The sequence below is a fragment of the Klebsiella sp. 141251 genome, from assembly GCF_050600725.1.
GTDB classification, from domain to species: Bacteria; Pseudomonadota; Gammaproteobacteria; order Enterobacterales; family Enterobacteriaceae; genus Klebsiella; species Klebsiella aerogenes.
Genome location: NZ_JAQIRG010000001.1, coordinates 483,613 through 506,175, shown reverse-complemented (window position 1 = coordinate 506,175; position 22,563 = coordinate 483,613). Strand labels below are relative to the sequence as shown.

Below are 22,563 nucleotides of genomic sequence, written 5' to 3'. Positions count from 1 at the left end.
TAATTGAGTTACAAAAAAGTTAAATTAATACTAATCATTAGTTAAATTGTGCCTTTAGCCATTTTTATACTTTTTTTACACCGCCCGCGGCGATTTTTGCGAAATCTTTGCGCCGAAATTCCTACCCTCTCGGTATATCAATAAGAGACACACCCGGAGGTGGAAAGTGACTACAGGCATCATTGCCGGCGTAACGCTGGTGTTCCTGCTGCTGGCGTATCTGGTCTATGCCCTGATACATGCGGAGGCGTTCTGATGGCCGCGCAAGGGTTCTTACTTATCGCCAGCTTCCTGCTGGTACTGCTGGTGCTGGCGCGGCCACTCGGTTCGCTGCTGGCGAAAATGATCAACGACGTCCCGCTTCCAGGGCTTGCCGGCGTTGAGCGCGGTATCTGGCGGCTGGCGGGGATTCGCAGCCAGGAGATGGACTGGCGGCAGTACCTGATAGCCATTGTGCTGTTTAACGCTATTGGTCTCGCGGCGCTGATGGCGCTGCTAATGTGTCAGGGGTGGCTGCCGTTCAATCCGCAGCACTTCCCCAACCTGTCATGGGATTTAGCGTTGAATACCGCGGTAAGCTTCGTCAGCAACACTAACTGGCAGGCCTACGCCGGGGAAACCACCATGAGCTATCTCAGCCAGATGGCGGGCCTGGCGGTGCAAAACTTCCTGTCGGCCGCGACCGGTATTGCGGTGATCTTCGTACTGACCCGCGCCTGGGCGCGACAAAAAGTCAGCACCCTCGGCAACGCCTGGGTCGACCTGACCCGCATTACGCTATGGCTGCTACTGCCTGTCGCTCTGCTGATCGCGCTGTTCTTTGTGCAACAGGGCGTGCCGCAGAACCTGCAGGCTTATCAGCCATTCACCAGCCTGGAAGGGGTTCGCCAGTGGCTGCCGATGGGGCCAGTCGCCTCGCAGGAAGCAATCAAAATGCTCGGTACCAACGGCGGCGGTTTCTTTAATGCCAACTCATCGCATCCGTTTGAGAACCCGACGGCGTTAACCAACCTGGTGCAGATGCTGGCGATCTTCCTGATCCCGGCGGCGCTGTGTTTTGCCTTTGGCGAAGCGGTCGGCGATCGCCGTCAGGGGCGCGCCATCCTGTGGGCGATGGCGCTGATTTTCGTGGTCTGCGTGGCGGTGGTGATGTGGGCGGAAACCCGCGGAAATCCGCATCTGCTCAGCCTTGGCGCCGACAGCAGCCTGAATATGGAAGGGAAAGAGAGCCGCTTTGGCATTCTCGCCAGCAGCCTGTTTGCGGTAGTCACTACTGCGGCCTCCTGCGGCGCGGTCAACGCGATGCATGATTCCTTCACCGCGCTGGGCGGCATGGTGCCGATGTGGCTGATGCAGATTGGCGAGGTGGTCTTCGGCGGCGTGGGCTCCGGGCTGTACGGCATGCTGCTGTTCGTCATGCTGGCGGTATTTATCGCCGGGCTGATGATTGGCCGCACGCCGGAATATCTCGGCAAGAAAATCGACGTGCGCGAAATGAAAATGATCGCGCTGGCGATTCTGGTGACCCCGACGCTGGTACTGCTCGGCACCGCGCTGGCGATGATGACCGAAGCCGGACGCAGCGCCATGCTGAATCCTGGGCCGCACGGCTTTAGCGAAGTGTTGTACGCGGTCACCTCGGCGGCCAACAACAACGGCAGCGCCTTCGGCGGCTTAAGCGCCGGCACGACCTTCTGGAACCTGCTGCTGGCGTTCTGCATGCTGGTGGGCCGCTTCGGGGTGATCGTCCCGGTGATGGCGATTGCCGGGTCGCTGGTGAATAAGAAAATTCAGCCAGCCAGCTCCGGGACGCTCGCCACCCACGATGCGCTGTTTATCGGCCTGCTGATCGGCACCGTCCTGCTGGTCGGCGCCCTGACCTTTATCCCCGCACTGGCGCTCGGCCCGGTGGCGGAACACTTCTCTTTACTTTAAGCGATGCGGAGCAGCCTGTTATGAGTCGCAAACAATTAGCCCTGCTGGAGCCGACGCTGGTGCGTCAGGCGCTGCTGGATGCGGTGAAAAAACTCAGCCCCTCGGTGCAGTGGCGTAACCCGGTAATGTTTATCGTCTGGATCGGCAGCGTGCTGACCACCCTGCTGGCGATGGCCATGGCCGGGGGGTATCTCGCGGGTCACGCCGGTTTTACCGCCGCCGTCAGCCTGTGGCTATGGTTTACCGTACTGTTCGCCAACTTCGCCGAAGCCATGGCCGAAGGACGTAGCAAAGCGCAGGCCAATAGCCTGAAAGGAGTGAAGAAAACCGCTTTCGCCCGTAAGCTGCGCGCCCCCCAGCACGATGCCCCGATGGATCACGTCCCGGCGGAAGAGTTACGCAAAGGCGATATCGTGCTGGTGGAAGCCGGCGACATTATCCCCTGCGACGGCGAAGTGATCGAAGGCGGCGCTTCGGTAGATGAAAGCGCCATCACCGGGGAATCCGCGCCGGTGATCCGCGAGTCCGGCGGCGATTTCGCCTCGGTCACTGGCGGTACCCGGATCCTTTCTGACTGGCTGGTGATCCGCTGCAGCGTCAACCCTGGTGAAACCTTCCTCGACCGGATGATCGCCATGGTTGAAGGGGCGCAGCGCCGTAAAACGCCGAACGAAATCGCATTGACGATCCTGCTGATCGCCCTGACGCTGGTATTCCTGCTGGCTACCGCCACCATCTGGCCCTTCTCGGCGTGGAGCGGTAATGCGGTTAGCGTTACCGTGCTGGTGGCGCTGCTGGTGTGCCTGATCCCAACCACCATCGGCGGCCTGCTTTCCGCTATCGGCGTCGCCGGGATGAGCAGAATGCTCGGCGCCAACGTTATCGCCACCAGCGGTCGCGCGGTGGAAGCCGCCGGCGATGTCGACGTACTGTTGCTGGATAAAACCGGTACCATCACCCTCGGCAACCGTCAGGCCTCGGCATTCCTGCCGGCGCGCGGCGTCGAAGAGCGCGTGCTGGCCGATGCCGCCCAGCTGTCGTCGCTGGCGGATGAAACGCCGGAAGGCCGCAGCATCGTGGTGCTGGCGAAACAGCGCTTTAATCTGCGCGAACGCGACCTGCAGTCGCTGCACGCCACATTTGTCCCCTTTACCGCCCAGACCCGTATGAGCGGTATCAACATCGACCAACGTATGATCCGCAAAGGGTCGGTAGACGCGATTCGCCGCCATATCGAAGCTAACGGCGGCCACTTCCCGGCCGATGTCGATAAGCAGGTAGAAGAGGTCGCCCGCCAGGGGGCCACGCCGCTAGTCGTCGCGGAAGGCGAGCGCGTACTGGGGATTATTTCGCTTAAAGATATCGTCAAAGGCGGCATTAAAGAGCGTTTCGCCCAGCTGCGCAAAATGGGCATTAAAACGGTGATGATCACCGGTGATAACCGCCTGACCGCCGCCGCCATCGCCGCCGAAGCGGGGGTTGATGATTTTCTGGCCGAAGCGACGCCGGAAGCCAAGCTGGCGCTGATTCGCCAGTATCAGTCGGAAGGACGGCTGGTGGCGATGACCGGCGACGGCACCAACGACGCCCCGGCGCTGGCGCAGGCTGATGTAGCGGTCGCGATGAACTCCGGCACCCAGGCGGCGAAAGAGGCGGGCAATATGGTGGATCTCGACTCAAACCCGACCAAGCTGATTGAAGTGGTGCATATCGGTAAACAGATGCTGATGACCCGTGGGTCGTTAACTACATTCAGTATCGCCAACGACGTCGCCAAGTATTTCGCGATTATTCCGGCCGCCTTCGCCGCCGCCTATCCGCAGCTGGCGATGCTGAACGTGATGCATCTGCACTCGCCCTCTTCGGCGATCATGAGCGCGGTTATTTTCAACGCCCTGATTATCGTCTGCCTGATCCCTTTAGCGCTGAAGGGCGTGAGCTATCGTCCGCTGTCGGCATCGGCGATGCTGCGCCGCAACCTGTGGGTTTACGGCCTCGGCGGCCTGATTGTGCCTTTCGTTGGTATTAAAGCCATCGACCTGTTGCTGACCCTGACCGGTCTGGTGTGAGGAAACTACCATGTCATTGATTCGTCCGGCATTTGTGCTATTTATTCTGTTAACCCTGCTCACTGGCGGCCTGTATCCGTTGCTGACTACCGCCTTAGGGCAGTGGTGGTTCCCGCAGCAGGCTAACGGCTCGCTGATCCAGATCGACGGCGAAGTGCGCGGCTCCGCGCTGATCGGGCAGAACTTTACCGCAGCCGGTTATTTCCACGGCCGCCCTTCCGCGACGGCCGAGGTGGCGGATAATCCGCTGGCCTCTGGCGGCAGTAATCTGGCGGTCAGCAATCCGGCGCTGGATAAAGCGATTAGCGAACGGGTACAGGCGTTACGCGCCGCGAACCCGCAAGCGAACCCAACGGTGCCGGTCGAGTTGGTTACCGCATCGGCCAGCGGGCTGGATAACAACCTGACCCCTGCCGCGGCGCTGTGGCAGGTACCGCGCGTCGCTAAAGCGCGCAATCTCAGCGACGCGCAGGTGAAACAGCTAGTGGATCAGGCGACGCAAAAACCGTTGCTCAGTTTTCTCGGTCAACCTGTGGTAAATATACTGCAACTGAATATGGCGCTGGATGCCCTAAAGGATTAATCAATGAGTGACGAGCCGCTGCGTCCGGACCCTGACCGTCTGCTGCAACAAACCGCTGCGCCGCATCGCGGCAAGCTGAAGGTGTTTTTCGGCGCCTGCGCCGGGGTGGGCAAAACCTGGGCAATGCTGGCGGAAGCGCAGCGGCTGCGCGCTCAGGGGCTGGATATTCTGATCGGCGTGGCGGAAACCCACGGCCGCAAAGATACCGCCGCCATGCTGGAGGGGCTCAGCACCCTCCCGCAAAAACGCATTTCCCATCGCGGACGCTACGTCCATGAATTTGACCTTGATGCCGCGCTGGCCCGCCGTCCGGCGCTGATCCTGGTGGACGAACTGGCGCACAGCAACGCGCCGGGTTCGCGCCACCCGAAACGCTGGCAGGACGTCGAAGAGCTGCTCGAAGCCGGTATCGACGTCTTCACCACCGTCAACGTCCAGCATCTTGAAAGCCTCAATGACGTGGTCAGCGGTATTACCGGCGTGCAGGTGCGCGAGACCGTCCCCGACCCCTTCTTCGACGCCGCCGATGATGTAGTTCTGGTGGATTTACCGCCGGACGATCTGCGCCAGCGCCTGAATGAGGGCAAGGTGTACATTGGCGGCCAGGCCGAACGCGCCATCGAAAACTTCTTCCGCAAAGGTAATTTGATCGCCCTGCGCGAGCTGGCGCTGCGCCGTACCGCCGACCGGGTAGACGAACAAATGCGCGCCTGGCGCGACCGCCAGGGGCAGGAAAAAGTCTGGCACACCCGCGACGCCATTCTGCTGTGCATCGGCCACAACACCGGCAGCGAAAAACTGGTTCGCGCCGCCGCCCGGCTGGCGGCCAGGCTCGGCAGCGTCTGGCACGCGGTATACGTGGAAACCCCCTCGCTGCACCGTCTACCGGAGGCCAAACGGCGGGCGATCCTCGCGGCGCTGAAGCTGGCGCAAGAGTTAGGCGCCGAAACCGCCACCCTCTCCGATCCATCGGAAGAAAAAGCGGTACTGCATTACGCTCGCGAACATAACCTCGGCAAAATTGTGATTGGTCGCCAGGGGGAGCGACGCTGGTGGGAACGAGCCGGATTTGCCGACCGTCTGGCGCGCCGCGCCCCGGACCTCGATCTGGTGGTGATCGCGCTGGATGAAAAACCGGCTTCTCTGCCCGCCCGCGCGAACGACAACCGCACGGCGATCGATAAGTGGCGCCAGCAGTTGAAGGGCTGTCTGCTGGCCGTGGCGCTGTGCGCCATTATCACCGTGGTTGCCATGCAGTGGCTGATGGCCTTTGAGGCCGCCAACCTGGTGATGCTGTATCTACTGGGTGTGGTGATAATCGCTCTGCTGTATGGCCGCTGGCCATCGGTGCTGGCGACCTTTATCAACGTCATTAGCTTCGATCTCTTTTTTGTCGCTCCGCGCGGTACGCTGGCGGTTTCCGACGTCCAGTATCTGCTGACGTTCGGCGTGATGCTGACCGTTGGTCTGGTGATCGGCAATCTGACCGCCGGGATGCGTTACCAGGCGCGGGTGGCGCGTTATCGCGAGCGACGTACCCGGCATCTGTATGAAATGTCGAAAGCGCTGGCGGTCGGACGCAGCCGCGAAGATATCGCCGCCACCAGCGAACGCTTTATTACTTCCACTTTTCAGGCCCGCAGCCAACTACTGCTGCCGGATGAGAACGGGCAGCTGCAGCCGATGACCCAGCAATCCGGCGTTTTCTCGTGGGATGATGCGATTGCCCGCTGGAGTTTTGATAAAGGCCAGCCAGCCGGGGCCGGCACCGACACTCTCCCCGGCGTACCGTATCAAATTCTGCCGCTACAAAGCGCCGCCCGCACCTGGGGGCTGCTGCTGGTCGAACCGGAAAATCTGCGTCAGCTGATGATCCCGGAACAACAGCGACTGCTGGAAACCTTTACCCTGCTGGTGGCCAGCGCCCTTGAGCGCCTGACCCTGACCGCCAGCGAAGAGCAAGCGCGCTTGACCAGCGAACGCGAAAGCCTGCGCAACTCACTGCTGGCCGCCCTCTCTCACGATCTGCGGACGCCGCTGACGGTCCTGTTCGGCCAGGCGGAGATCCTCACTCTCGATCTGGCCAGTGAAGGTTCGAAGCACGCGCCGCAGGCCAACGAAATTCGCCAGCACGTGCTCAACACCACCCGGCTGGTGAATAATCTACTGGATATGGCGCGTATCCAGTCCGGCGGTTTTAATCTGCACAAAGAGTGGTTAACCCTCGAAGAGGTTGTTGGCAGCGCCCTGCGTATGCTGGAGCCTGGGCTTGGCGGCCAGCGCATCCAGCTGACGCTGCCGGACCCGCTGCTGCTGGTCCACGTTGACGGCCCGCTGTTTGAACGGGTGCTGATTAATCTGCTGGAGAACGCGCATAAATACGCCGGCGCGCAGGCGCAGATTGGCATTCACGCCGAAGCGGATAGGCAGCAGTTAATCATTGAAGTCTGGGATAATGGTCCGGGGATCCCGGCAGGCCAGGAACAGGCTATCTTTGATAAATTCGCCCGTGGTAATAAAGAGTCTGCTATCCCCGGCGTCGGCCTGGGGCTGGCCATTTGCCAGGCCATTGTCGAGGTGCACGACGGTAGCATTACCGCCAGCAACCGTCCGGAGGGCGGCGCCTGTTTCCGTGTTACACTGCCGCGAGAAGCGCCCCCAGAACTGGAAGAGTTAACCGAGGAATTGTGATTAACGTTTTAATCATCGAAGACGAACACGCTATCCGCCGCTTTCTGCGCACCGCGCTGGAAGCTGACGGCATGCGCGTATTTGAAGCCGAAACCCTGCAGCGCGGGCTAATCGAAGCCGCCACCCGCAAACCGGATTTAGCGATCCTCGATCTTGGCCTGCCAGACGGGGATGGTAATGATTTTATCCGCGAAGTCCGCCAGTGGAGCCAAATGCCGATTATCGTGCTGTCGGCGCGCAGCGAAGAGCATGACAAAATCGCCGCCCTTGACGCCGGCGCCGATGACTACCTCAGTAAACCGTTCGGCATCGGTGAACTGCAGGCGCGGCTACGCGTCGCGCTGCGCCGTCACGGCAGCGCGCAGGCCGATGAGCCGGTGGTGCGTTTTGCCGATATTAGCGTCGATATCCCCGCCCGCCGTATCGTGCGCGGCAGTGAAGAAATTCACCTGACGCCCATCGAGTTTCGCCTGCTGGCGGCGCTGCTGAACAATCCGGGCAAAGTGCTCACCCAGCGCCAGCTTCTGAATCAGGTATGGGGGCCTAACGCCGTCGAACACAGTCACTATTTGCGGATTTATATGGGGCACTTACGGCAAAAGCTGGAGGTTGACCCGGCGCGGCCGCAGCACCTGCTGACCGAAACCGGGATTGGCTATCGCTTTATGCCCTGAAATTCGCCTCTGCAGTACCAGAGAGTGGCGATTTTCAGCCCTTCAGAGAGCAGCAGGAAGCCTGACAGGATCGCTAAATTCCTGACGCCGGCGGCTTGAATCAGCCACAGACCCAGCGACAGCGAAGGCTGCATAAATACCAGCCTGAGCGGCGCCTGCCCCCAGGCCAACCACAGCGCATAGCGGCTCTGACGGAAAAATAGGATCATCGACAGCGGAATGCTGATAATCAGCAGAACATTCAGCGGGTACAGCCAGGCCGCCGCTGCGCCGTAAGTGTGCAGCAGCTGAAGATACGCCAGTAGATCGTCGTAGAAAGGAAGACGGCGGTGGGAAATATTCCACCATAAGAATTGCAGGACGAAAAAGAGATCCATCCACGCCCAGAACAAAAAAAGGGACTTCCGTTGTAATTTCATCGCATTCCTTGCGAAAAAAATCAGGCCCGCAGGGGGCCTGATGCTGATAGGACAATCAGGCGTTTTTCAGCACTTCGCTGACAATCTCTACCGCTTCTTTTTCAATTAGCTTGCGATGCTCTTCGCCAAGGAAGCTCTCGCAGTAGATTTTGTAGGCGTCCTCGGTGCCTGACGGACGGGCCGCAAACCAGCCGTTGTCGGTCATCACTTTCAGCCCGCCGATAGAAGCGCCGTTGCCCGGCGCCGCGGTCAGACGCGCGGTGATCGGATCGCCCGCCAGCGTATCGGCGCTCACCATTTCCGGCGAAAGCTTAGACAGCGCCGCTTTCTGCGCGGAAGTGGCGGAGGCCTGCAGACGGTTGTAGCTCGGGGCGCCAAAGCGTTGCGCCAGCTCGTTATAGTGCTCCTGCGGGTTCTTACCGGTGACCGCGGTGATTTCCGCCGCCAGCAGGCACATGATGATACCGTCTTTATCGGTGGACCACGGCGTGCCGTCGAAACGCAGGAACGATGCCCCGGCGCTCTCTTCACCACCGAAGCCGAAGCTGCCGTCGAACAGACCGTCAACAAACCACTTGAAGCCTACCGGCACTTCCACCAGCTTACGGCCCAGATCGTTAACCACGCGGTCAATCATCGCCGAAGAAACCAGCGTTTTACCAACCGCAACATCTTTGCCCCACTGTGGGCGATGCTGGAACAGGTAGTTGATAGCCACCGCCAGATAGTGGTTCGGGTTCATCAGCCCAGCCGGAGTCACGATACCGTGACGGTCGTAATCCGGATCGTTGGCGAAGGCCAGATCGAACTTATCGCGCAGCGCCAACAGACCCGCCATTGCACACTCGGAGGAGCAGTCCATACGGATCGCGCCATCTTTATCAAGGTGCATAAAGCGGAACGTCTGATCGACCTGATCGTTAACGATGGTCAGATCCAGCTTGTAGTGCTCGCCGATACGTTTCCAGTATTCGATACCCGAGCCGCCCAACGGATCGACGCCCAGTTTAAGGCCCGCTTTCTGGATAGCCGCCATATCGACGATATCCGCCAGCCCTTCAATAAACGGCTGCACCAGGTCCTGCTCTTTTACGTGGCCGGACGCCAGCGCGGCGTCGAGAGAGATACGCTTCACACCCTGCAGACCGGCGGCCAGCAGTTCATTAGCGCGGTTCTCCACTACTTTCGTCACGTTGGTATCAGCCGGGCCGCCGTTTGGCGGGTTGTATTTGATACCGCCATCTTCCGGCGGGTTGTGCGATGGCGTGATCACAATACCATCCGCCAGCGGGCCGCCTTTTTTGTTATGCACCAGAATCGCGTTGGAGACCGCCGGCGTCGGAGTGAAACCGTTGTTTTCCTGAACGATCACATCAACACCGTTCGCCGCCAGCACTTCCAGCACGGAAATGAATGCCGGTTCGGATAAAGCGTGGGTATCCTTACCCACGTAGCACGGGCCGGTGATGCCGTTTTTCGCGCGGTTTTCCGCAATCGCCTGCGCAATCGCCAGAATATGCTGCTCATTGAAATTGTGGCGCCCTGCGCTACCGCGATGGCCGGAGGTGCCGAACTTAACCGCATGCTCCGCATTACCCGCTTCCGGCTTCAGCACATAGTACTGAGCGGTCAGCTGGGCGACGTTAATCAAATCACTCTGTTGTGCCGGCTGACCCGCACGTTTATCGATTGCCATTGCCTGATCCTTCTGGTGCAAAGTTTAATTAACTAGATCGTGCCGCAAACCTTTTCAATCAGCTCCGCAGGGAACTGCATTGATTGCATGATATGTTCGATCATGCTGCATTTACGGCCGGTATTAGTATTGGTGATAACCCACCACGGCGTACCAGGAACCTGTTTCGGTTTGGTCTGATTACCGCTTTTCAGCAGCGTCCGTGAATCTTCGGCGAAGTATACGCGGGTGCGCCCGTGCAGAGATTCAGTGGCTTCTGAAAAAGCCTTACTGTCTAACGAGTAAAGCGTAGTCAATACCAGCATGAAGCGGTTAACCGCGCGCTTTTGTTCAGCGTATTCGTCAGATAACAGCAGTTCGCGCATGGCGCGGACTTTATCTTTAACCGGGTTGGCCGGCTTCGCTTCGACGACTGGCGCCGCCGCAGGAGCAGCCGCCGGCGCGGCTTTCGCCGCAGGCGCGCCAGATGCAGGTTGAGAAACGGCGGTAAATTTCAGCATGCGCCGTAAAATGTCGGATGCGCTCTCGCCGATATGCAGAGTGTGGCTGGCAATATAGCGGTAGAGCTCATCATCAACTTCGATTGTTTTCATCTTAATCCAGTGCGATTTCTTTGTTTCTGAATACAAGTCGTCGGGATTAACTATCCTTTGTCTTTCACACTACTGCGCAAAAGGCATCAGATAGAGGACAAATCCCAACCGCGAATAGCGTCAAACCAGGATGGCGGTAAAACTCAGAATGCTTCCGGGTCTTGCAGCCTAATGGCAGAATGTCCAACATAATACCCTAACCCGACGGAGCGAAAAAAAGAACTTTGCCATGAAATTAAATAGCCGAGCGCAATCTGCACAAAACCCGCACAATAAATCCCCAATCGTCCTGGTACACGGCCTGTTCGGCAGCCTGGACAACCTTGGGATCCTCGCCCGCGATCTGGTCGCCGACTACGATATATTGCAGGTCGATATGCGCAACCACGGCTTATCGCCGCGTTCGCCGGAGATGACCTACCGCGCGATGGCGCAGGATCTGTTGGATACTCTTGACGATCATCAGATAGAGAAAGCGACCTTTATCGGCCATTCAATGGGCGGCAAAGCGGTGATGGCGCTGACCGCGCTGGCGCCGGATCGCATCGCCGGGCTGGTGGCGATTGATATTGCGCCGGTGGCTTATCACGTCCGCCGTCATGATGAGATCTTCGCGGCGATTAACGCCGTCAGCGAATCCGCCGCCAGCACCCGCCAGCAGGCGGCGCAGGTGATGCGCGAGCATATAAATGAAGAAGGCGTCATTCAGTTTCTGCTGAAATCCTTTGTCGACGGCGCGTGGCGCTTCAACGTGCCGGCGCTGTGGGATCAATACCCGCATATTGTCGGCTGGGAAACGGTGCCAGCCTGGCCGCACCCGGCGCAATTTATTCCCGGCGGCAACTCCCCTTATGTTACCGATGAATACCGCGACGCGCTGCTGGCGCAGTTCCCGCAGGCCCGCGCTCACGTCATTGCCGGCGCCGGACACTGGGTGCATGCGGAAAAACCCGAGGCGGTTTTACGCGCAATTCGCCGTTATCTGAGCACAATTGAAGCCTGAGTGGCTAAAAAACGCCCGACCGCGCGGCATAATGCCCGCGGTCGTTGGCGCAGCGGTTCGCCTGATGTATTATGGCGCGCTATCTGCGCCGGCTATAGCCCGGCAGCTTGTTTCCCCGAAGTCACTCTGAATCATGGCAAAAGAACAAACGGACCGAACGACATTAGATTTGTTCGCAAATGAGCGTCGCCCGGGTAGACCGAAAACCAATCCGCTTTCGCGCGATGAACAACTGCGCATCAACAAACGCAATCAGCTCAAACGCGATAAAGTTCGCGGCTTGAAGCGCGTTGAGTTGAAGCTCAACGCCGATGCGGTCGACGCGCTTAATGAGCTGGCGGAAGCCCGCAACATGAGCCGCAGCGATCTTATCGAAGAGATGCTGATGCACCAACTGGCCTGCCTGCGTAACCAGGGCGAAGTCTGAAAAACGCAAAAAAATCGCTTTCATGTAGCAGAGTGTGCACCAGGACGTTATTGCTGTTTCCGCGCCCTTCCCTGTTCTGCTATGATTGCCGTTAACTGTAGGCATAATGCCACTACCACATCATTAAGTTTCAAGAGGTTATTTTACTCATGGCAATCATCGGCATCTTTTTTGGCAGCGACACCGGCAACACCGAAAATATTGCAAAAATGATCCAAAAGCAGCTCGGTAAAGACGTTGCTGAAGTTCACGACATTGCCAAGAGCAGCAAAGAAGATCTGGAAAGCCACGATATTCTGCTGCTCGGCATCCCAACCTGGTACTACGGCGAAGCGCAGTGCGACTGGGACGACTTCTTCCCGACGCTGGAAGAGATCGACTTCAACGGTAAGCTGGTAGCCGTGTTTGGCTGCGGCGACCAGGAAGATTACGCAGAATACTTCTGCGATGCGCTGGGCACCATTCGTGACATCATTGAACCACGCGGCGCAACCATCGTTGGCCACTGGCCGACCGCGGGCTACCACTTTGAAGCTTCTAAAGGCCTGGCAGACGACGATCACTTCGTAGGTCTGGCGATTGATGAAGACCGTCAGCCGGAACTGACCAACGAGCGCGTTGAGAAGTGGGTGAAGCAGATTTCCGAAGAGCTGCATCTGGAAGAAATCAAAAACGCCTAAGAATCAAACAGCGCAGCTATTAAGCTGCGCTGAATTAATAGATAAAAGCAATCAAACTAATAGCTACAAGTTTTTAACTTTTCATCACATATCTGTACAATGTCCTCTGATTCCACGAGGTCACGTGACACAGTTTGTAGCTGGTAATTCGTTTTTGACAGCTTACAAGGCGCGATGGTTGCAGTTTTCATTTCAGAGTTGCAGCTCTATAATGAGACGCATTACATCGGGTGATTCTCTGTATTGCTTCCCTTTGAAGGAAGCCGATCTTTAGCAACAGGACAGATTCCGCATGACTGACAACAATATCGCATTAAAGAAGGCTGGCCTGAAAGTCACACTTCCCCGACTGAAAATTCTGGAAGTGTTGCAGGAACCGGATAACCATCACGTCAGTGCGGAAGATTTATATAAACGCCTGATCGATATGGGTGAAGAGATTGGTCTGGCTACCGTTTACCGCGTGCTGAACCAGTTCGACGATGCAGGCATCGTGACTCGTCACAACTTCGAAGGCGGTAAATCCGTATTCGAGCTGACTCAGCAGCACCACCACGATCACCTGATTTGCCTCGATTGCGGCAAAGTGATCGAGTTCAGCGATGATTCTATCGAATCCCGCCAACGTGAAATTGCTGCGCAACACGGCATCCGCTTAACCAACCACAGCCTGTACCTGTACGGCCACTGTGCGGAAGGCGACTGCCGCGAAGATGAACATGCCCACGATGCGGTGAATAAATAATTTCCCGTCTCGTTTGTCGTAAAAAGCCAACCTCAAGGTTGGCTTTTTTATGGGCGAAATCCACCGGCATGCGTATTCTGTCAGTGCATAACGCCTTGTACGGAGAGTCAATATGGAGCTGCGCCAGCTACGCTATTTTGTCCGCATTGTGGAAACCGGCAGTATGGGCCGCGCCGCGCTCGATCTGAATATTGGCGTTTCTGCGCTCAGCCAGCAAATGGCGCGTCTGGAAAATGAACTCGCTATCCGCCTGCTGCAACGGACTTCGCGCGGCGTAATGCCCACCAGCGCCGGCCTCGCATTTTACTCGCAGGCGCAACTGGCGCTGCGTCATGCTGACGATGCTATTCTCGCCGCGCGCGAGGCGCGCCTTTCCGGTCACGTCAGCGTCGGTATGGCGCCGAGCACCGCTTCTGTACTGGGCGTACCTTTTATCAACGCCATGCGCGAAAGCTACGCCGATGTCCGCCTGCACCTGGTGGAGAGCCTCTCCGGCAATCTGGAACGGATGATCAACACCCGCCAGCTCGATTTAGCCATCGTTTTCCAGAAAGAGAAGATCCTGCGCTGGAGCGCCCGACCCATTCTTGAGGAACGTCTGTTCCTGATTGGCGCCCATGACGTGCTGGCGCCGCTGCCCGGCGATAGCATCTCCCCGAACCAACTGGCCGCCATCCCGCTGATTATGCCAAGCCAGGGGCATGGCCTGCGCGGCAGGCTGGACGCTATTTGCCAGGAGCACGCCATCAACGTTGACGTGGTGGCTGAAATCGATGGCCTGGCCCTGCTGATGCGCGCCGTTCGTGACGGGCTCGGCGCCACGCTGCAGCCGGGCGCAGCGATTTCTCATCTCGACAGCCAGGCGCTAAGAGTGATCGGCGTCGATAATCCGGTACTTAGCCGACCGAATTTTCTGGTCAGTCTTTCCGATGACGAACTCACCCCGGCAGGCCTTGCGGCACGGGTAATGCTGGCAAAAGTCATGCGCCAGCTAGTTGAATCCGGCAACTGGCCGGGCGCCAGTCTTTACACACACTAAACCCCCCTTTAGCTTTACGCCATAGCGCCTGCCGCCCCTGCACCTTACATTTCCATTACAAATTTAACAATTAGTCAAAGCGTAATGGAGCCGATAATGGTGGATGTACTGGTGATTGGCGGCGGCAACGCCGCGTTATGCGCCGCCTTAACCGCCCGGGAAGCAGGCGCATCCGTACTGCTGCTGGAAGCCGCGCCGCGGGAATGGCGGGGCGGTAACTCTCAGCACACGCGTAATCTGCGTTGTATGCACGATGCGCCGCAGGATGTCTTAGTCGACAGCTATCCGGAAGAAGAATACTGGCAGGATCTGCTGCGCGTTACCGACGGCAATACCAACGAAGCGCTGGCCCGTCTGGTGATCCGCACCTCGTCGCACTGTCGGGACTGGATGCGCCGCCATGGCGTTAACTTTCAACCGCCGTTATCCGGCGCCCTGCACGTCGCCCGCACTAACGCCTTTTTTATGGGCGGCGGCAAAGCCCTAGTCAATGCCTATTACCGCAGCGCCGAACAGATGGGCGTACAGATCCGCTATAACACCCCGGTACAGGCGCTTGAATTACGTGATGGCGAATTCGTCGCCGCGCTGGCAGGCACTGAGCGGATCGCCGCTAAAACCTGCGTGCTCGCCGCCGGCGGTTTTGAATCTAACCGCGAGTGGCTGCGCGAAGCCTGGGGGCAAAATGAGCGCGGCGAATGGCCTGCAGACAACTTTCTCATCCGCGGCACCCGTTTTAATCAGGGAGTGCTGCTCAAATTTATGATCGATGCCGGGGCCGATATCATCGGCGATCCTTCACAGTCGCACTGCGTCGCCATTGACGCCCGGGCGCCGCTCTATGACGGCGGCATCTGTACCCGCGTCGACTGCGTGTCGCTGGGGGTGGTGGTGAACCGCGATGCCGAGCGCTTTTATGATGAAGGGGAAGATTTCTGGCCCAAACGTTACGCCATCTGGGGCCGTCTGGTCGCCCACCAGCCGGGGCAAATCGGCTATTCGATCATCGACAGCAAAGCCGTTGGACAATTTATGCCGCCGGTATTTCCGGGCGCCCAGGCCAATACCATCGCAGAACTGGCGCGCCAATTGGGGCTGGACGGCGAACGTTTGTCACAGACCATCGCCAGCTACAATGCCGCCTGTACGCCAGGCCAGTTCGACCATACCCGTCTTGATAACTGCACCACCTCCGGCCTGACGCCGCCGAAGACCCACTGGGCGCGGCCTATCGATACGCCGCCTTATTATGGTTATGCCCTGCGTCCAGGGATCACCTTCACCTACCTCGGGCTGTACGTCAATCAACACGCCGCCGTCCACTTTGCCGGTAAGCCGAGCCGCAACCTGTTTGTCGCCGGCGAAATGATGGCCGGCAACGTACTGGGCAAAGGCTATACCGCCGGCGTAGGCATGTCGATTGGCACCACATTCGGCCGCATTGCCGGTCAGCAAGCCGTCCTGGCGGCACAGCAGGAGAAACATCATGAAGTCGCTTGAAAAGCTGATCATCGAAGCGCAAATCATCACCGAGCCGGAAGCGGAAGTCGAACGGGTGATGCAGGTCTGTAACGCCTGCCGCTATTGCGAAGGCTTTTGCGCCGTATTTCCGGCCATGACCCAGCGTCTGGAATTTGGCAAGGCGGATATTAACTATCTGGCGAACCTGTGCCACAACTGCGGCGCCTGCCTGCACGCCTGCCAGTATGCCCCGCCGCACGAGTTTGCGATTAATGTTCCCAAAGCGATGGCGGAAGTGCGGCTGGAAACCTATCAACATTACGCCCGGCCCGCCGCTTTCGGCAGTTTATATCGCCGTGCGGGGATCGCCACGGTGCTGGCGCTGGTCGCGGGTCTTGTCCTGTTTCTACTGTTGGCGATGGGGCTCAAAGGCTCTCTGTTGCACCCGCCGCTGGCCGGTGATTTCTACCAGATTTTCCCGCATAACCTGCTGGCGTGGATGTTCGGTTCGGTTTTCATTGCGGCCATCGGTTTACTGATGAGCGGGGTGATTCGTTTCTGGCGCGAGATCTCGCCGGGCCAACCGCAGGCTGGCGATCTCGCCAGGGCCTCACATGATGCGCTGACGTTGAAATATCTCGACGGCGGACACGGTAAAGGCTGTAACGAGGCCGATGACGCCTTCACCCTGATGCGCCGCCGTTTTCACCACTTCACTTTCTACGGTTTCATGCTCTGTTTCGCCGCCACGGTTGTGGCCACGGGCTATCACTATCTCGCCGGTTGGGAGGCGCCCTACCCGTTCTTTAGCGTACCGGTACTGCTGGGCACGCTCGGCGGCATCGGGCTGCTGGTAGGCCCTGCGGGTTTGCTATGGCTGAATCTGCGCCGCTCGCCGCTGCACGGCGACGCGCGACAAAAACCGATGGATCGCGCTTTTATCCTGCTGTTGCTACTGACCAGTTTTACCGGGCTCGCGCTACTGGCGGGTCGGGACACCTCGTGGATGGGCATTCTGCTCGCTATCCATCTCGGGGTGGTGATGGCGCTGTTTTTAACGCTGCCTTACGGAAAATTTGCCCACGGATTTTATCGCTGTGCGGCGTTACTCAAGTGGGCGATTGAGAAGCGGCGCGGAAAACAGGCGGCAGTCGCAGGCGACTAACCCGCTCCCTCTTACCTCTATAACAACAAGATAAAGACAATGGAGAGCAAACCCTATGACCCAACCAACCTCGCGCGCCGGTACCTTCGGCGCAATTCTCCGCGTAACCAGCGGTAATTTTCTCGAGCAATTCGACTTCTTTCTGTTTGGTTTCTACGCCACCTATATCGCCAGAACCTTCTTTCCGGCAGAGAGCGAGTTCGCGGCGTTGATGCTCACCTTTGCCGTGTTTGGCTCCGGCTTCCTGATGCGCCCCATCGGCGCGGTGGTATTAGGGGCTTATATTGACAGGATCGGTCGCCGCAAAGGGCTGATGGTCACCCTGGCGATTATGGGCTGTGGCACGTTACTGATTGCGCTGGTGCCGGGCTACCAAACCATCGGCGTGCTGGCGCCGGTGCTGGTCTTAATTGGCCGTTTGCTGCAAGGATTCTCGGCCGGGGTCGAGCTCGGCGGTGTGTCGGTCTACCTGTCGGAAATCGCCAAACCGGGGAAAAAAGGGTTCTATACCAGTTGGCAGTCCGCCAGCCAACAGGTGGCCATCGTCATGGCGGCGCTGATTGGCTACGCGCTGAACGAAACGCTGGGTCACGACGAGATTGCAGAATGGGGCTGGCGCATCCCCTTCTTTATCGGCTGCCTGATTATCCCGCTGATTTTCGTACTCCGGCGTTCGCTGCAGGAGACCGAAGCGTTTCTGCAGCGTAAGCATCGTCCCGATACGAAAGAGATACTGACCACTATTGTTAAAAACTGGCGCATCATCAGCGCGGGCACCTTACTGGTGGCGATGACCACCACCACCTTTTATTTTATTACCGTCTATACCCCAACCTACGGCAGAGCGGTACTGCATCTGAGCGCGCGCGACAGCTTGCTGGTCACGATGCTGGTCGGTATTTCTAACTTTATCTGGTTACCGATTGGCGGGGCGCTCTCAGACAAGATAGGCCGCCGCCCGGTGCTGATGGGAATTACCATCCTGGCGCTGTTGACCACCTGGCCGGTGATGCAATGGCTCACCGCCGCGCCGGATTTCACCCGCATGACGCTGGTGCTGCTGTGGTTCTCGTTCTTTTTCGGTATGTATAACGGCGCGATGGTGGCGGCGCTAACGGAAGTGATGCCCGTTTACGTCCGCACCGTGGGCTTTTCGCTGGCATTTAGCCTCGCCACCGCTATCTTTGGCGGGCTGACGCCGGCTATTTCCACCGCGCTGGTCGAAATCACCGGTGATAAAAGCGCGCCGGGCTGGTGGCTGATGTGCGCGGCGCTATGCGGATTCGCCGCCACCGCCATGCTGTTCATGCGTCTAAGCCGCGGCTATCAGCCGGCGGAAATACCGCGTTAAAATAGCCACGGGCGGAGTGTGCGCTCCGCCCGTTTTCGCTTAACCGTCTGCTTTACTTAGTGGTGTTATTACTGCGGATCTCCTGCCAGATTTTATCGCAGCGCGCTTTGACCGCCTGGTCATTACCGGTGCGCGTCGCCTGAATACAGGCCTGATAATCCAGCACTCTGACGCTTTCCTGCGTCGCAAACTGCTGATGCGGTTTCTCTTGTTTCAATACGTTCAGTACGCTCTGACAGGCTTCGATCTTGTCCGGATTACCTTCCGCCGTGTTGATACAGGCGCTATAGGCATCTTTCAATTTGGAATCTTCTTTCGGCGCTGGCGACTGCGCGCAGGCGACCAGACCCGATGCCATGATGGCGATGAGCAGCAGTTTTTTCATAGTTATTCTCCCGGAGGGGCGGCAGGCTCACGCCCGCCGCGCAGGCATCAGAAAATGGTGAACGGCGCGATAACCATAAACTTCACGTCACGCTCATCCTGGAAGATGTTGCCGTAACCGCCGCTCCAGCTTGGGATGTCGGAGTGGTTGTCGTATTGCGTGAAGTGCAGTTTGAACATCGTTCCTTTCGCGCGGCCTTCCTGCAGGGTGTAGATGGCATCCAGGCTGTAGGCGGATTCTTTCAGACGATAGTTAGGATCGTAGTAAGCATCCGGGGATGCCATTCTGCCTGGCTTCGCATCCCAGGCGTAAACATAGGACGCGCCAAACGCCCAGCCCGGCATATCCCAGTTCTTCATGTCGTACATCGCGCCGAAGAACACCGCTTTCTCGCCGTTGGCGTTAAAGTCAGAGCGGTTATCCCACCAGATATCGAGACGACCGTTAGAGGAGGCATAGGTTGGCGTCATACGCTGCAGGAAGTAGCCCTGCTGGCCATCGGCTTTCACCCAGGTCCCTTCCAGACGCAGATCCAGCACATCGGCCGCTTTATAGCCGAAAGTGATCGCCTGCAGCCACGCGGTGCCGTCGTAGATATCGTTGACGCCGCCGTTGCTGACTTTATCGCGGGTACCGTAGAACTGATAGCTGGTGCTCAACGGTGAACCCGCGATATCAAATTTGTAGCTGGCTTTAGCAAAGTACTGATCGATATAGCCCTGGGCCTGACCAAATGCGGCTTCCAGCACCAGATCGTTTTTAAAATCGTACTTCGCGCCAACAGAGTGCAGATAGTCAACTTTGGTTTTCTTATCGTTCTGGTAAAAATCATCCATCTCGATATGCCACGGCGCTTTATATTCGTTTGTCCACATATAGGAGAAACTCAGCGCGCCGTTATCGCCGTAGTCGAAGTTCGCCCCGGCTTCAGCCCCCTGATAGGTACCCGGCATAAAGCTCCAGTGCGGCGCCAGCAGCGTTTGTCCGGTCGGCTGAATGTAGCCCGCGCGCGCCCACGCCGGGCCGAATTTAAATTTAGCCGCCGCTTTATACAGGCTTATCCCGCTCTTATCGCCGGTATAATCTTCGCTGTAGGCACGGTTGCTGGAGGAGAAAGCAATTTCGTTCGGGTGGCCGCTGTCGCCGTTTTCCGCCATTTCAATCGCGGTGAAGGCAGCAATATCCAGACCAAACATGTCGGCCGCGTAGCCGGACTGGAAATCCAGGTTGGCGTTCCAGGTAGAATGAGAAAGGTTAGTTTCGTATTTGTCGGTTTCTACGTTTTTACGGTCGCGCTCACGCTGCCAGTAATAGATACCGCCGGTTAAGGTAGAATCATCGATAAAACCTGCTGCGCTGGCCTGTGGGGCCACAACCCAACCCGACATCGCGGTGACGGCGGCAATAGCCAGCGCCAGCGTACTACGTTTGCCACTAAACGTACGCATGTGCATATCCTCTTTGACGTTTTAAAATTGCGATTGCCAAAGGCAGCTCGCTAAAAAAATAAAAAAATTTGAAAAGCGGTGCGGTTAAAAGGCCGCGAAACCACTATGGATAGACTATTTTTCGTGACGCGAATTATCAATCTCTTTCGCAGAGCAAAGCTTAAGATTATGACAAAGCGCACATAATTTATGTCGTTTTGTTACAAACTTACTTCTCAGTATTTTTAACGATAAGTCATGGTTATATCGAAAAAAAACTGATAATTGATGAAAGCTGAAACGGTTAAATGTAAATATGCAGGCAGGAAGAGATGGGTAATTATTACTGCGTTTTAATAAGATTAATTCGCATCGAAAAAATATCAGTTTTTAATCCACTGATTCTGCAATAAAAAAACGCCGCAGGGTGCGGCGTTTCATGAATACGGCGAGCATTACTCGCCGATTTTAGCCCAGGTGTCACGCAGGCCAACGGTGCGGTTGAAGACCAGATGGCTCTCGGTGGCATAGCGGCTGTCGAGGCAGAAGTAACCTTCGCGCTCGAACTGGTATGCTTTACCCGCCTGCGCTTTCGACAGGCTCGGTTCCGCAAAACCTTGCTTAATGACCAGCGATTCCGGGTTCATTACCGCCAGGAAGTCATCCGCCGCGCCCGGGTTCGGTACGCTGAACAGACGATCGTAAAGGCGGATTTCAACCGGCAGCGCGTGCGCCGCGCTCACCCAGTGGATAACGCCTTTAACCTTGCGGCCATCGGCCGGGTCTTTGCTCAGGGTATCGGCATCGTAAGTACAGAAGATGGTAGTGATATTACCTTCTGCATCTTTCTCAACGCGTTCCGCTTTAATCACGTAGGCGTTGCGCAGACGCACTTCTTTACCCAGCACCAGACGCTTGTACTGTTTGTTGGCTTCTTCACGGAAGTCCGCGCGATCGATCCAGATCTCAGCGCTGAACGGAACCTCGCGGCTGCCCATTTCCGGCTTGTTCGGATGGTTCGGCATCGCCACCATTTCACTTGCGCCCTGCGGATAGTTTTCGATAACCAGTTTAACCGGATCGATCACCGCCATCGCGCGCGGGGCGTTTTCGTTCAGATCTTCACGAATGCACGACTCCAGCGACGCCATCTCAATGGTGTTGTCCTGCTTGGTCACGCCGATGCGTTTGCAGAACTCGCGGATGGATTCAGCGGTATAACCACGACGGCGCAGACCGGAAATGGTCGGCATACGCGGGTCATCCCAGCCTTCAACGTGCTTCTCGGTCACCAGCTGATTCAGCTTACGCTTGGACATCACGGTGTATTCGAGATTCAGGCGCGAGAATTCATACTGACGCGGATGCACCGGAATACTGATGTTGTCGAGCACCCAGTCGTACAGACGACGGTTGTCCTGGAACTCCAGGGTACACAGCGAGTGGGTGATACCTTCCAGCGCATCGCTGATGCAGTGGGTGAAGTCGTACATCGGGTAGATGCACCACTTGTTGCCGGTCTGATGGTGTTCCGCAAATTTAATGCGATACAGCACCGGGTCACGCATCACGATGAACGGCGACGCCATGTCGATCTTGGCGCGCAGGCAGGCTTTGCCCTCTTCGAAGCCGCCGGTGCGCATTTTTTCGAACAGCGCGAGGTTCTCTTCCACGCTACGATCGCGGTATGGGCTGTTTTTACCCGGCTCTTTCAGAGTACCGCGGTATTCGCGGATCTCGTCGGCGGACAGCTCGTCAACGTAAGCCAAACCTTTGTTGATCAGCTCAACCGCATACTGATGCAGCTGATCGAAGTAATCAGAGGAGTAGCAGACATCGCCGGACCAGTGGAAACCTAACCACTGCACGTCGTTTTTAATCGACTCTACGTATTCGATATCTTCTTTAACCGGGTTGGTGTCATCGAAACGCAGATTACATTGACCTTGATAATCCTGGGCGATGCCGAAGTTCAGGCAAATGGATTTTGCATGGCCAATGTGCAGATAGCCGTTCGGTTCCGGCGGGAAGCGGGTATGAACGGTGGTGTGCTTACCGGTAGCCAGATCTTCATCGATGATCTGACGGATAAAGTTAGTCGGGCGGGCTTCTGCCTCACTCATCACGGGTTCCTCAAAGCGTAAACAACGTATAACGGCACATGATCTTACAAGCAGGACGCAGAGACAACTATTAGTTACGCAAAATACGTATCTGTTG

At 57.4% G+C, this 22,563-nt stretch carries 20 protein-coding genes; 14 read left to right on the top strand and 6 right to left on the bottom strand.

Translation table 11 applies throughout. The features are described 5' to 3' along the window. Nucleotides 1–166: 166 nt before the first annotated feature. The 6 genes from kdpF to kdpE are packed head-to-tail and all read left to right on the top strand — an operon-like array spanning nucleotide 167 to nucleotide 7,952. Nucleotides 167–256 carry a K(+)-transporting ATPase subunit F gene (gene kdpF, locus PGR09_RS02380; protein ID WP_020079348.1) on the top strand — a complete coding sequence of 30 codons (90 nt, stop codon included), beginning with the start codon at nucleotides 167–169 and terminating at the stop codon, nucleotides 254–256. Beyond that, nucleotides 256–1,935, top strand: a complete 1,680-nt coding sequence (kdpA, locus tag PGR09_RS02375) for a potassium-transporting ATPase subunit KdpA (RefSeq protein WP_063414724.1) — start codon at nucleotides 256–258, stop codon at nucleotides 1,933–1,935. Before kdpF ends, kdpA begins: the two co-directional genes overlap by 1 nt. A 20-nt stretch (nucleotides 1,936–1,955) precedes the next feature. Continuing rightward, nucleotides 1,956–4,004 (top strand): potassium-transporting ATPase subunit KdpB, encoded by a 2,049-nt coding sequence (gene kdpB, locus PGR09_RS02370; RefSeq protein WP_045381543.1) that lies wholly within the window; start codon nucleotides 1,956–1,958, stop codon nucleotides 4,002–4,004. A 10-nt stretch (nucleotides 4,005–4,014) separates the two neighbouring features. Continuing rightward, a complete protein-coding gene (gene kdpC / locus PGR09_RS02365) occupies nucleotides 4,015–4,587 on the top strand; it encodes a potassium-transporting ATPase subunit KdpC (RefSeq protein ID WP_045393015.1) in 573 nt (190 codons plus the stop codon). A 3-nt stretch (nucleotides 4,588–4,590) separates the two neighbouring features. After that, nucleotides 4,591–7,278: a two-component system sensor histidine kinase KdpD gene (kdpD, locus tag PGR09_RS02360; RefSeq protein WP_063447456.1), complete on the top strand. Its 2,688-nt coding sequence runs from the start codon at nucleotides 4,591–4,593 to the stop codon at nucleotides 7,276–7,278. Next, nucleotides 7,275–7,952: a two-component system response regulator KdpE gene (kdpE, locus tag PGR09_RS02355; RefSeq protein ID WP_047049246.1), complete on the top strand. Its 678-nt coding sequence runs from the start codon at nucleotides 7,275–7,277 to the stop codon at nucleotides 7,950–7,952. The genes kdpD and kdpE overlap by 4 nt, the downstream gene beginning before the upstream one ends. Here the strand turns inward: kdpE and PGR09_RS02350 are convergent. The 3 genes from PGR09_RS02350 to seqA are packed head-to-tail and all read right to left on the bottom strand — an operon-like array spanning nucleotide 7,934 to nucleotide 10,660. Beyond that, nucleotides 7,934–8,371, bottom strand: coding sequence for a hypothetical protein (locus tag PGR09_RS02350; RefSeq protein WP_049059929.1), 438 nt, complete (start codon nucleotides 8,369–8,371; stop codon nucleotides 7,934–7,936). The two genes, kdpE and PGR09_RS02350, sit on opposite strands and share 19 nt — an antisense overlap. Before the next feature lie 55 nt (nucleotides 8,372–8,426). Next, nucleotides 8,427–10,067, bottom strand: a complete 1,641-nt coding sequence (gene pgm / locus PGR09_RS02345; protein WP_047049249.1) for a phosphoglucomutase (alpha-D-glucose-1,6-bisphosphate-dependent) — start codon at nucleotides 10,065–10,067, stop codon at nucleotides 8,427–8,429. A 32-nt stretch (nucleotides 10,068–10,099) separates the two neighbouring features. Next, nucleotides 10,100–10,660 (bottom strand): replication initiation negative regulator SeqA, encoded by a 561-nt coding sequence (seqA, locus tag PGR09_RS02340; protein WP_045393006.1) that lies wholly within the window; start codon nucleotides 10,658–10,660, stop codon nucleotides 10,100–10,102. Nucleotides 10,661–10,889: 229 nt separating this feature from the next. On the opposite strand from seqA, the gene ybfF reads away from it, so the two are divergent. From ybfF to PGR09_RS02300, 8 genes are all read left to right on the top strand, one after another. Next, a complete protein-coding gene (gene ybfF, locus PGR09_RS02335) occupies nucleotides 10,890–11,663 on the top strand; it encodes an esterase (protein WP_045393004.1) in 774 nt (257 codons plus the stop codon). 133 nt (nucleotides 11,664–11,796) lie between these two features. Further along, a complete protein-coding gene (gene ybfE, locus PGR09_RS02330) occupies nucleotides 11,797–12,090 on the top strand; it encodes a LexA regulated protein (protein WP_015367696.1) in 294 nt (97 codons plus the stop codon). Between the two features lie 149 nt (nucleotides 12,091–12,239). After that, on the top strand, nucleotides 12,240–12,770 hold the full coding sequence (fldA, locus tag PGR09_RS02325) for a flavodoxin FldA (RefSeq protein ID WP_015367697.1): 531 nt from the start codon (nucleotides 12,240–12,242) through the stop codon (nucleotides 12,768–12,770). A gap of 292 nt (nucleotides 12,771–13,062) precedes the next feature. After that, nucleotides 13,063–13,515 carry a ferric iron uptake transcriptional regulator gene (fur, locus tag PGR09_RS02320; protein ID WP_015367698.1) on the top strand — a complete coding sequence of 151 codons (453 nt, stop codon included), beginning with the start codon at nucleotides 13,063–13,065 and terminating at the stop codon, nucleotides 13,513–13,515. 112 nt (nucleotides 13,516–13,627) lie between these two features. After that, entirely contained in the window at nucleotides 13,628–14,554 is a 927-nt protein-coding gene (gene tcuR, locus PGR09_RS02315; RefSeq protein WP_045393001.1) for a tricarballylate utilization LysR family transcriptional regulator TcuR, read from the top strand. Between the two features lie 96 nt (nucleotides 14,555–14,650). Continuing rightward, nucleotides 14,651–16,054 (top strand): FAD-dependent tricarballylate dehydrogenase TcuA, encoded by a 1,404-nt coding sequence (gene tcuA, locus PGR09_RS02310; RefSeq protein ID WP_430915767.1) that lies wholly within the window; start codon nucleotides 14,651–14,653, stop codon nucleotides 16,052–16,054. Then, entirely contained in the window at nucleotides 16,041–17,180 is a 1,140-nt protein-coding gene (tcuB, locus tag PGR09_RS02305) for a tricarballylate utilization 4Fe-4S protein TcuB (protein WP_047049259.1), read from the top strand. The genes tcuA and tcuB overlap by 14 nt, the downstream gene beginning before the upstream one ends. Before the next feature lie 55 nt (nucleotides 17,181–17,235). Continuing rightward, nucleotides 17,236–18,531, top strand: a complete 1,296-nt coding sequence (locus tag PGR09_RS02300; RefSeq protein WP_047049261.1) for an MFS transporter — start codon at nucleotides 17,236–17,238, stop codon at nucleotides 18,529–18,531. 52 nt (nucleotides 18,532–18,583) lie between these two features. On the opposite strand, the gene chiQ is transcribed toward PGR09_RS02300, so the two are convergent. The 3 genes from chiQ to glnS all read right to left on the bottom strand — a co-directional run bounded on the left by chiQ (nucleotide 18,584) and on the right by glnS (nucleotide 22,466). Next, entirely contained in the window at nucleotides 18,584–18,916 is a 333-nt protein-coding gene (chiQ, locus tag PGR09_RS02295) for a ChiQ/YbfN family lipoprotein (RefSeq protein WP_045392989.1), read from the bottom strand. Nucleotides 18,917–18,963: 47 nt separating this feature from the next. Further along, nucleotides 18,964–20,364, bottom strand: a complete 1,401-nt coding sequence (gene chiP / locus PGR09_RS02290; RefSeq protein ID WP_047077883.1) for a chitoporin ChiP — start codon at nucleotides 20,362–20,364, stop codon at nucleotides 18,964–18,966. A gap of 434 nt (nucleotides 20,365–20,798) precedes the next feature. Then, nucleotides 20,799–22,466: a glutamine--tRNA ligase gene (gene glnS / locus PGR09_RS02285; protein ID WP_045381516.1), complete on the bottom strand. Its 1,668-nt coding sequence runs from the start codon at nucleotides 22,464–22,466 to the stop codon at nucleotides 20,799–20,801. Between the last annotated feature and the right edge of the window lie 97 nt (nucleotides 22,467–22,563).

Excerpts from the sequence above, each read along its gene's own strand:
- kdpA (WP_063414724.1), top strand. The coding sequence starts at position 256 with ATGGCCGCGCAAGGGTTCTTACTTATCGCCAGCTTCCTGCTGGTACTG.
- kdpB (WP_045381543.1), top strand. The coding sequence starts at position 1,956 with ATGAGTCGCAAACAATTAGCCCTGCTGGAGCCGACGCTGGTGCGTCAG.
- kdpC (WP_045393015.1), top strand. The coding sequence starts at position 4,015 with ATGTCATTGATTCGTCCGGCATTTGTGCTATTTATTCTGTTAACCCTG.
- kdpD (WP_063447456.1), top strand. The coding sequence starts at position 4,591 with ATGAGTGACGAGCCGCTGCGTCCGGACCCTGACCGTCTGCTGCAACAA.
- PGR09_RS02350 (WP_049059929.1), bottom strand. The coding sequence starts at position 8,371 with ATGAAATTACAACGGAAGTCCCTTTTTTTGTTCTGGGCGTGGATGGAT.
- pgm (WP_047049249.1), bottom strand. The coding sequence starts at position 10,067 with ATGGCAATCGATAAACGTGCGGGTCAGCCGGCACAACAGAGTGATTTG.
- seqA (WP_045393006.1), bottom strand. The coding sequence starts at position 10,660 with ATGAAAACAATCGAAGTTGATGATGAGCTCTACCGCTATATTGCCAGC.
- ybfF (WP_045393004.1), top strand. The coding sequence starts at position 10,890 with ATGAAATTAAATAGCCGAGCGCAATCTGCACAAAACCCGCACAATAAA.
- ybfE (WP_015367696.1), top strand. The coding sequence starts at position 11,797 with ATGGCAAAAGAACAAACGGACCGAACGACATTAGATTTGTTCGCAAAT.
- fldA (WP_015367697.1), top strand. The coding sequence starts at position 12,240 with ATGGCAATCATCGGCATCTTTTTTGGCAGCGACACCGGCAACACCGAA.
- fur (WP_015367698.1), top strand. The coding sequence starts at position 13,063 with ATGACTGACAACAATATCGCATTAAAGAAGGCTGGCCTGAAAGTCACA.
- tcuR (WP_045393001.1), top strand. The coding sequence starts at position 13,628 with ATGGAGCTGCGCCAGCTACGCTATTTTGTCCGCATTGTGGAAACCGGC.
- tcuA (WP_430915767.1), top strand. The coding sequence starts at position 14,651 with ATGGTGGATGTACTGGTGATTGGCGGCGGCAACGCCGCGTTATGCGCC.
- tcuB (WP_047049259.1), top strand. The coding sequence starts at position 16,041 with ATGAAGTCGCTTGAAAAGCTGATCATCGAAGCGCAAATCATCACCGAG.
- PGR09_RS02300 (WP_047049261.1), top strand. The coding sequence starts at position 17,236 with ATGACCCAACCAACCTCGCGCGCCGGTACCTTCGGCGCAATTCTCCGC.
- chiQ (WP_045392989.1), bottom strand. The coding sequence starts at position 18,916 with ATGAAAAAACTGCTGCTCATCGCCATCATGGCATCGGGTCTGGTCGCC.
- chiP (WP_047077883.1), bottom strand. The coding sequence starts at position 20,364 with ATGCGTACGTTTAGTGGCAAACGTAGTACGCTGGCGCTGGCTATTGCC.
- glnS (WP_045381516.1), bottom strand. The coding sequence starts at position 22,466 with ATGAGTGAGGCAGAAGCCCGCCCGACTAACTTTATCCGTCAGATCATC.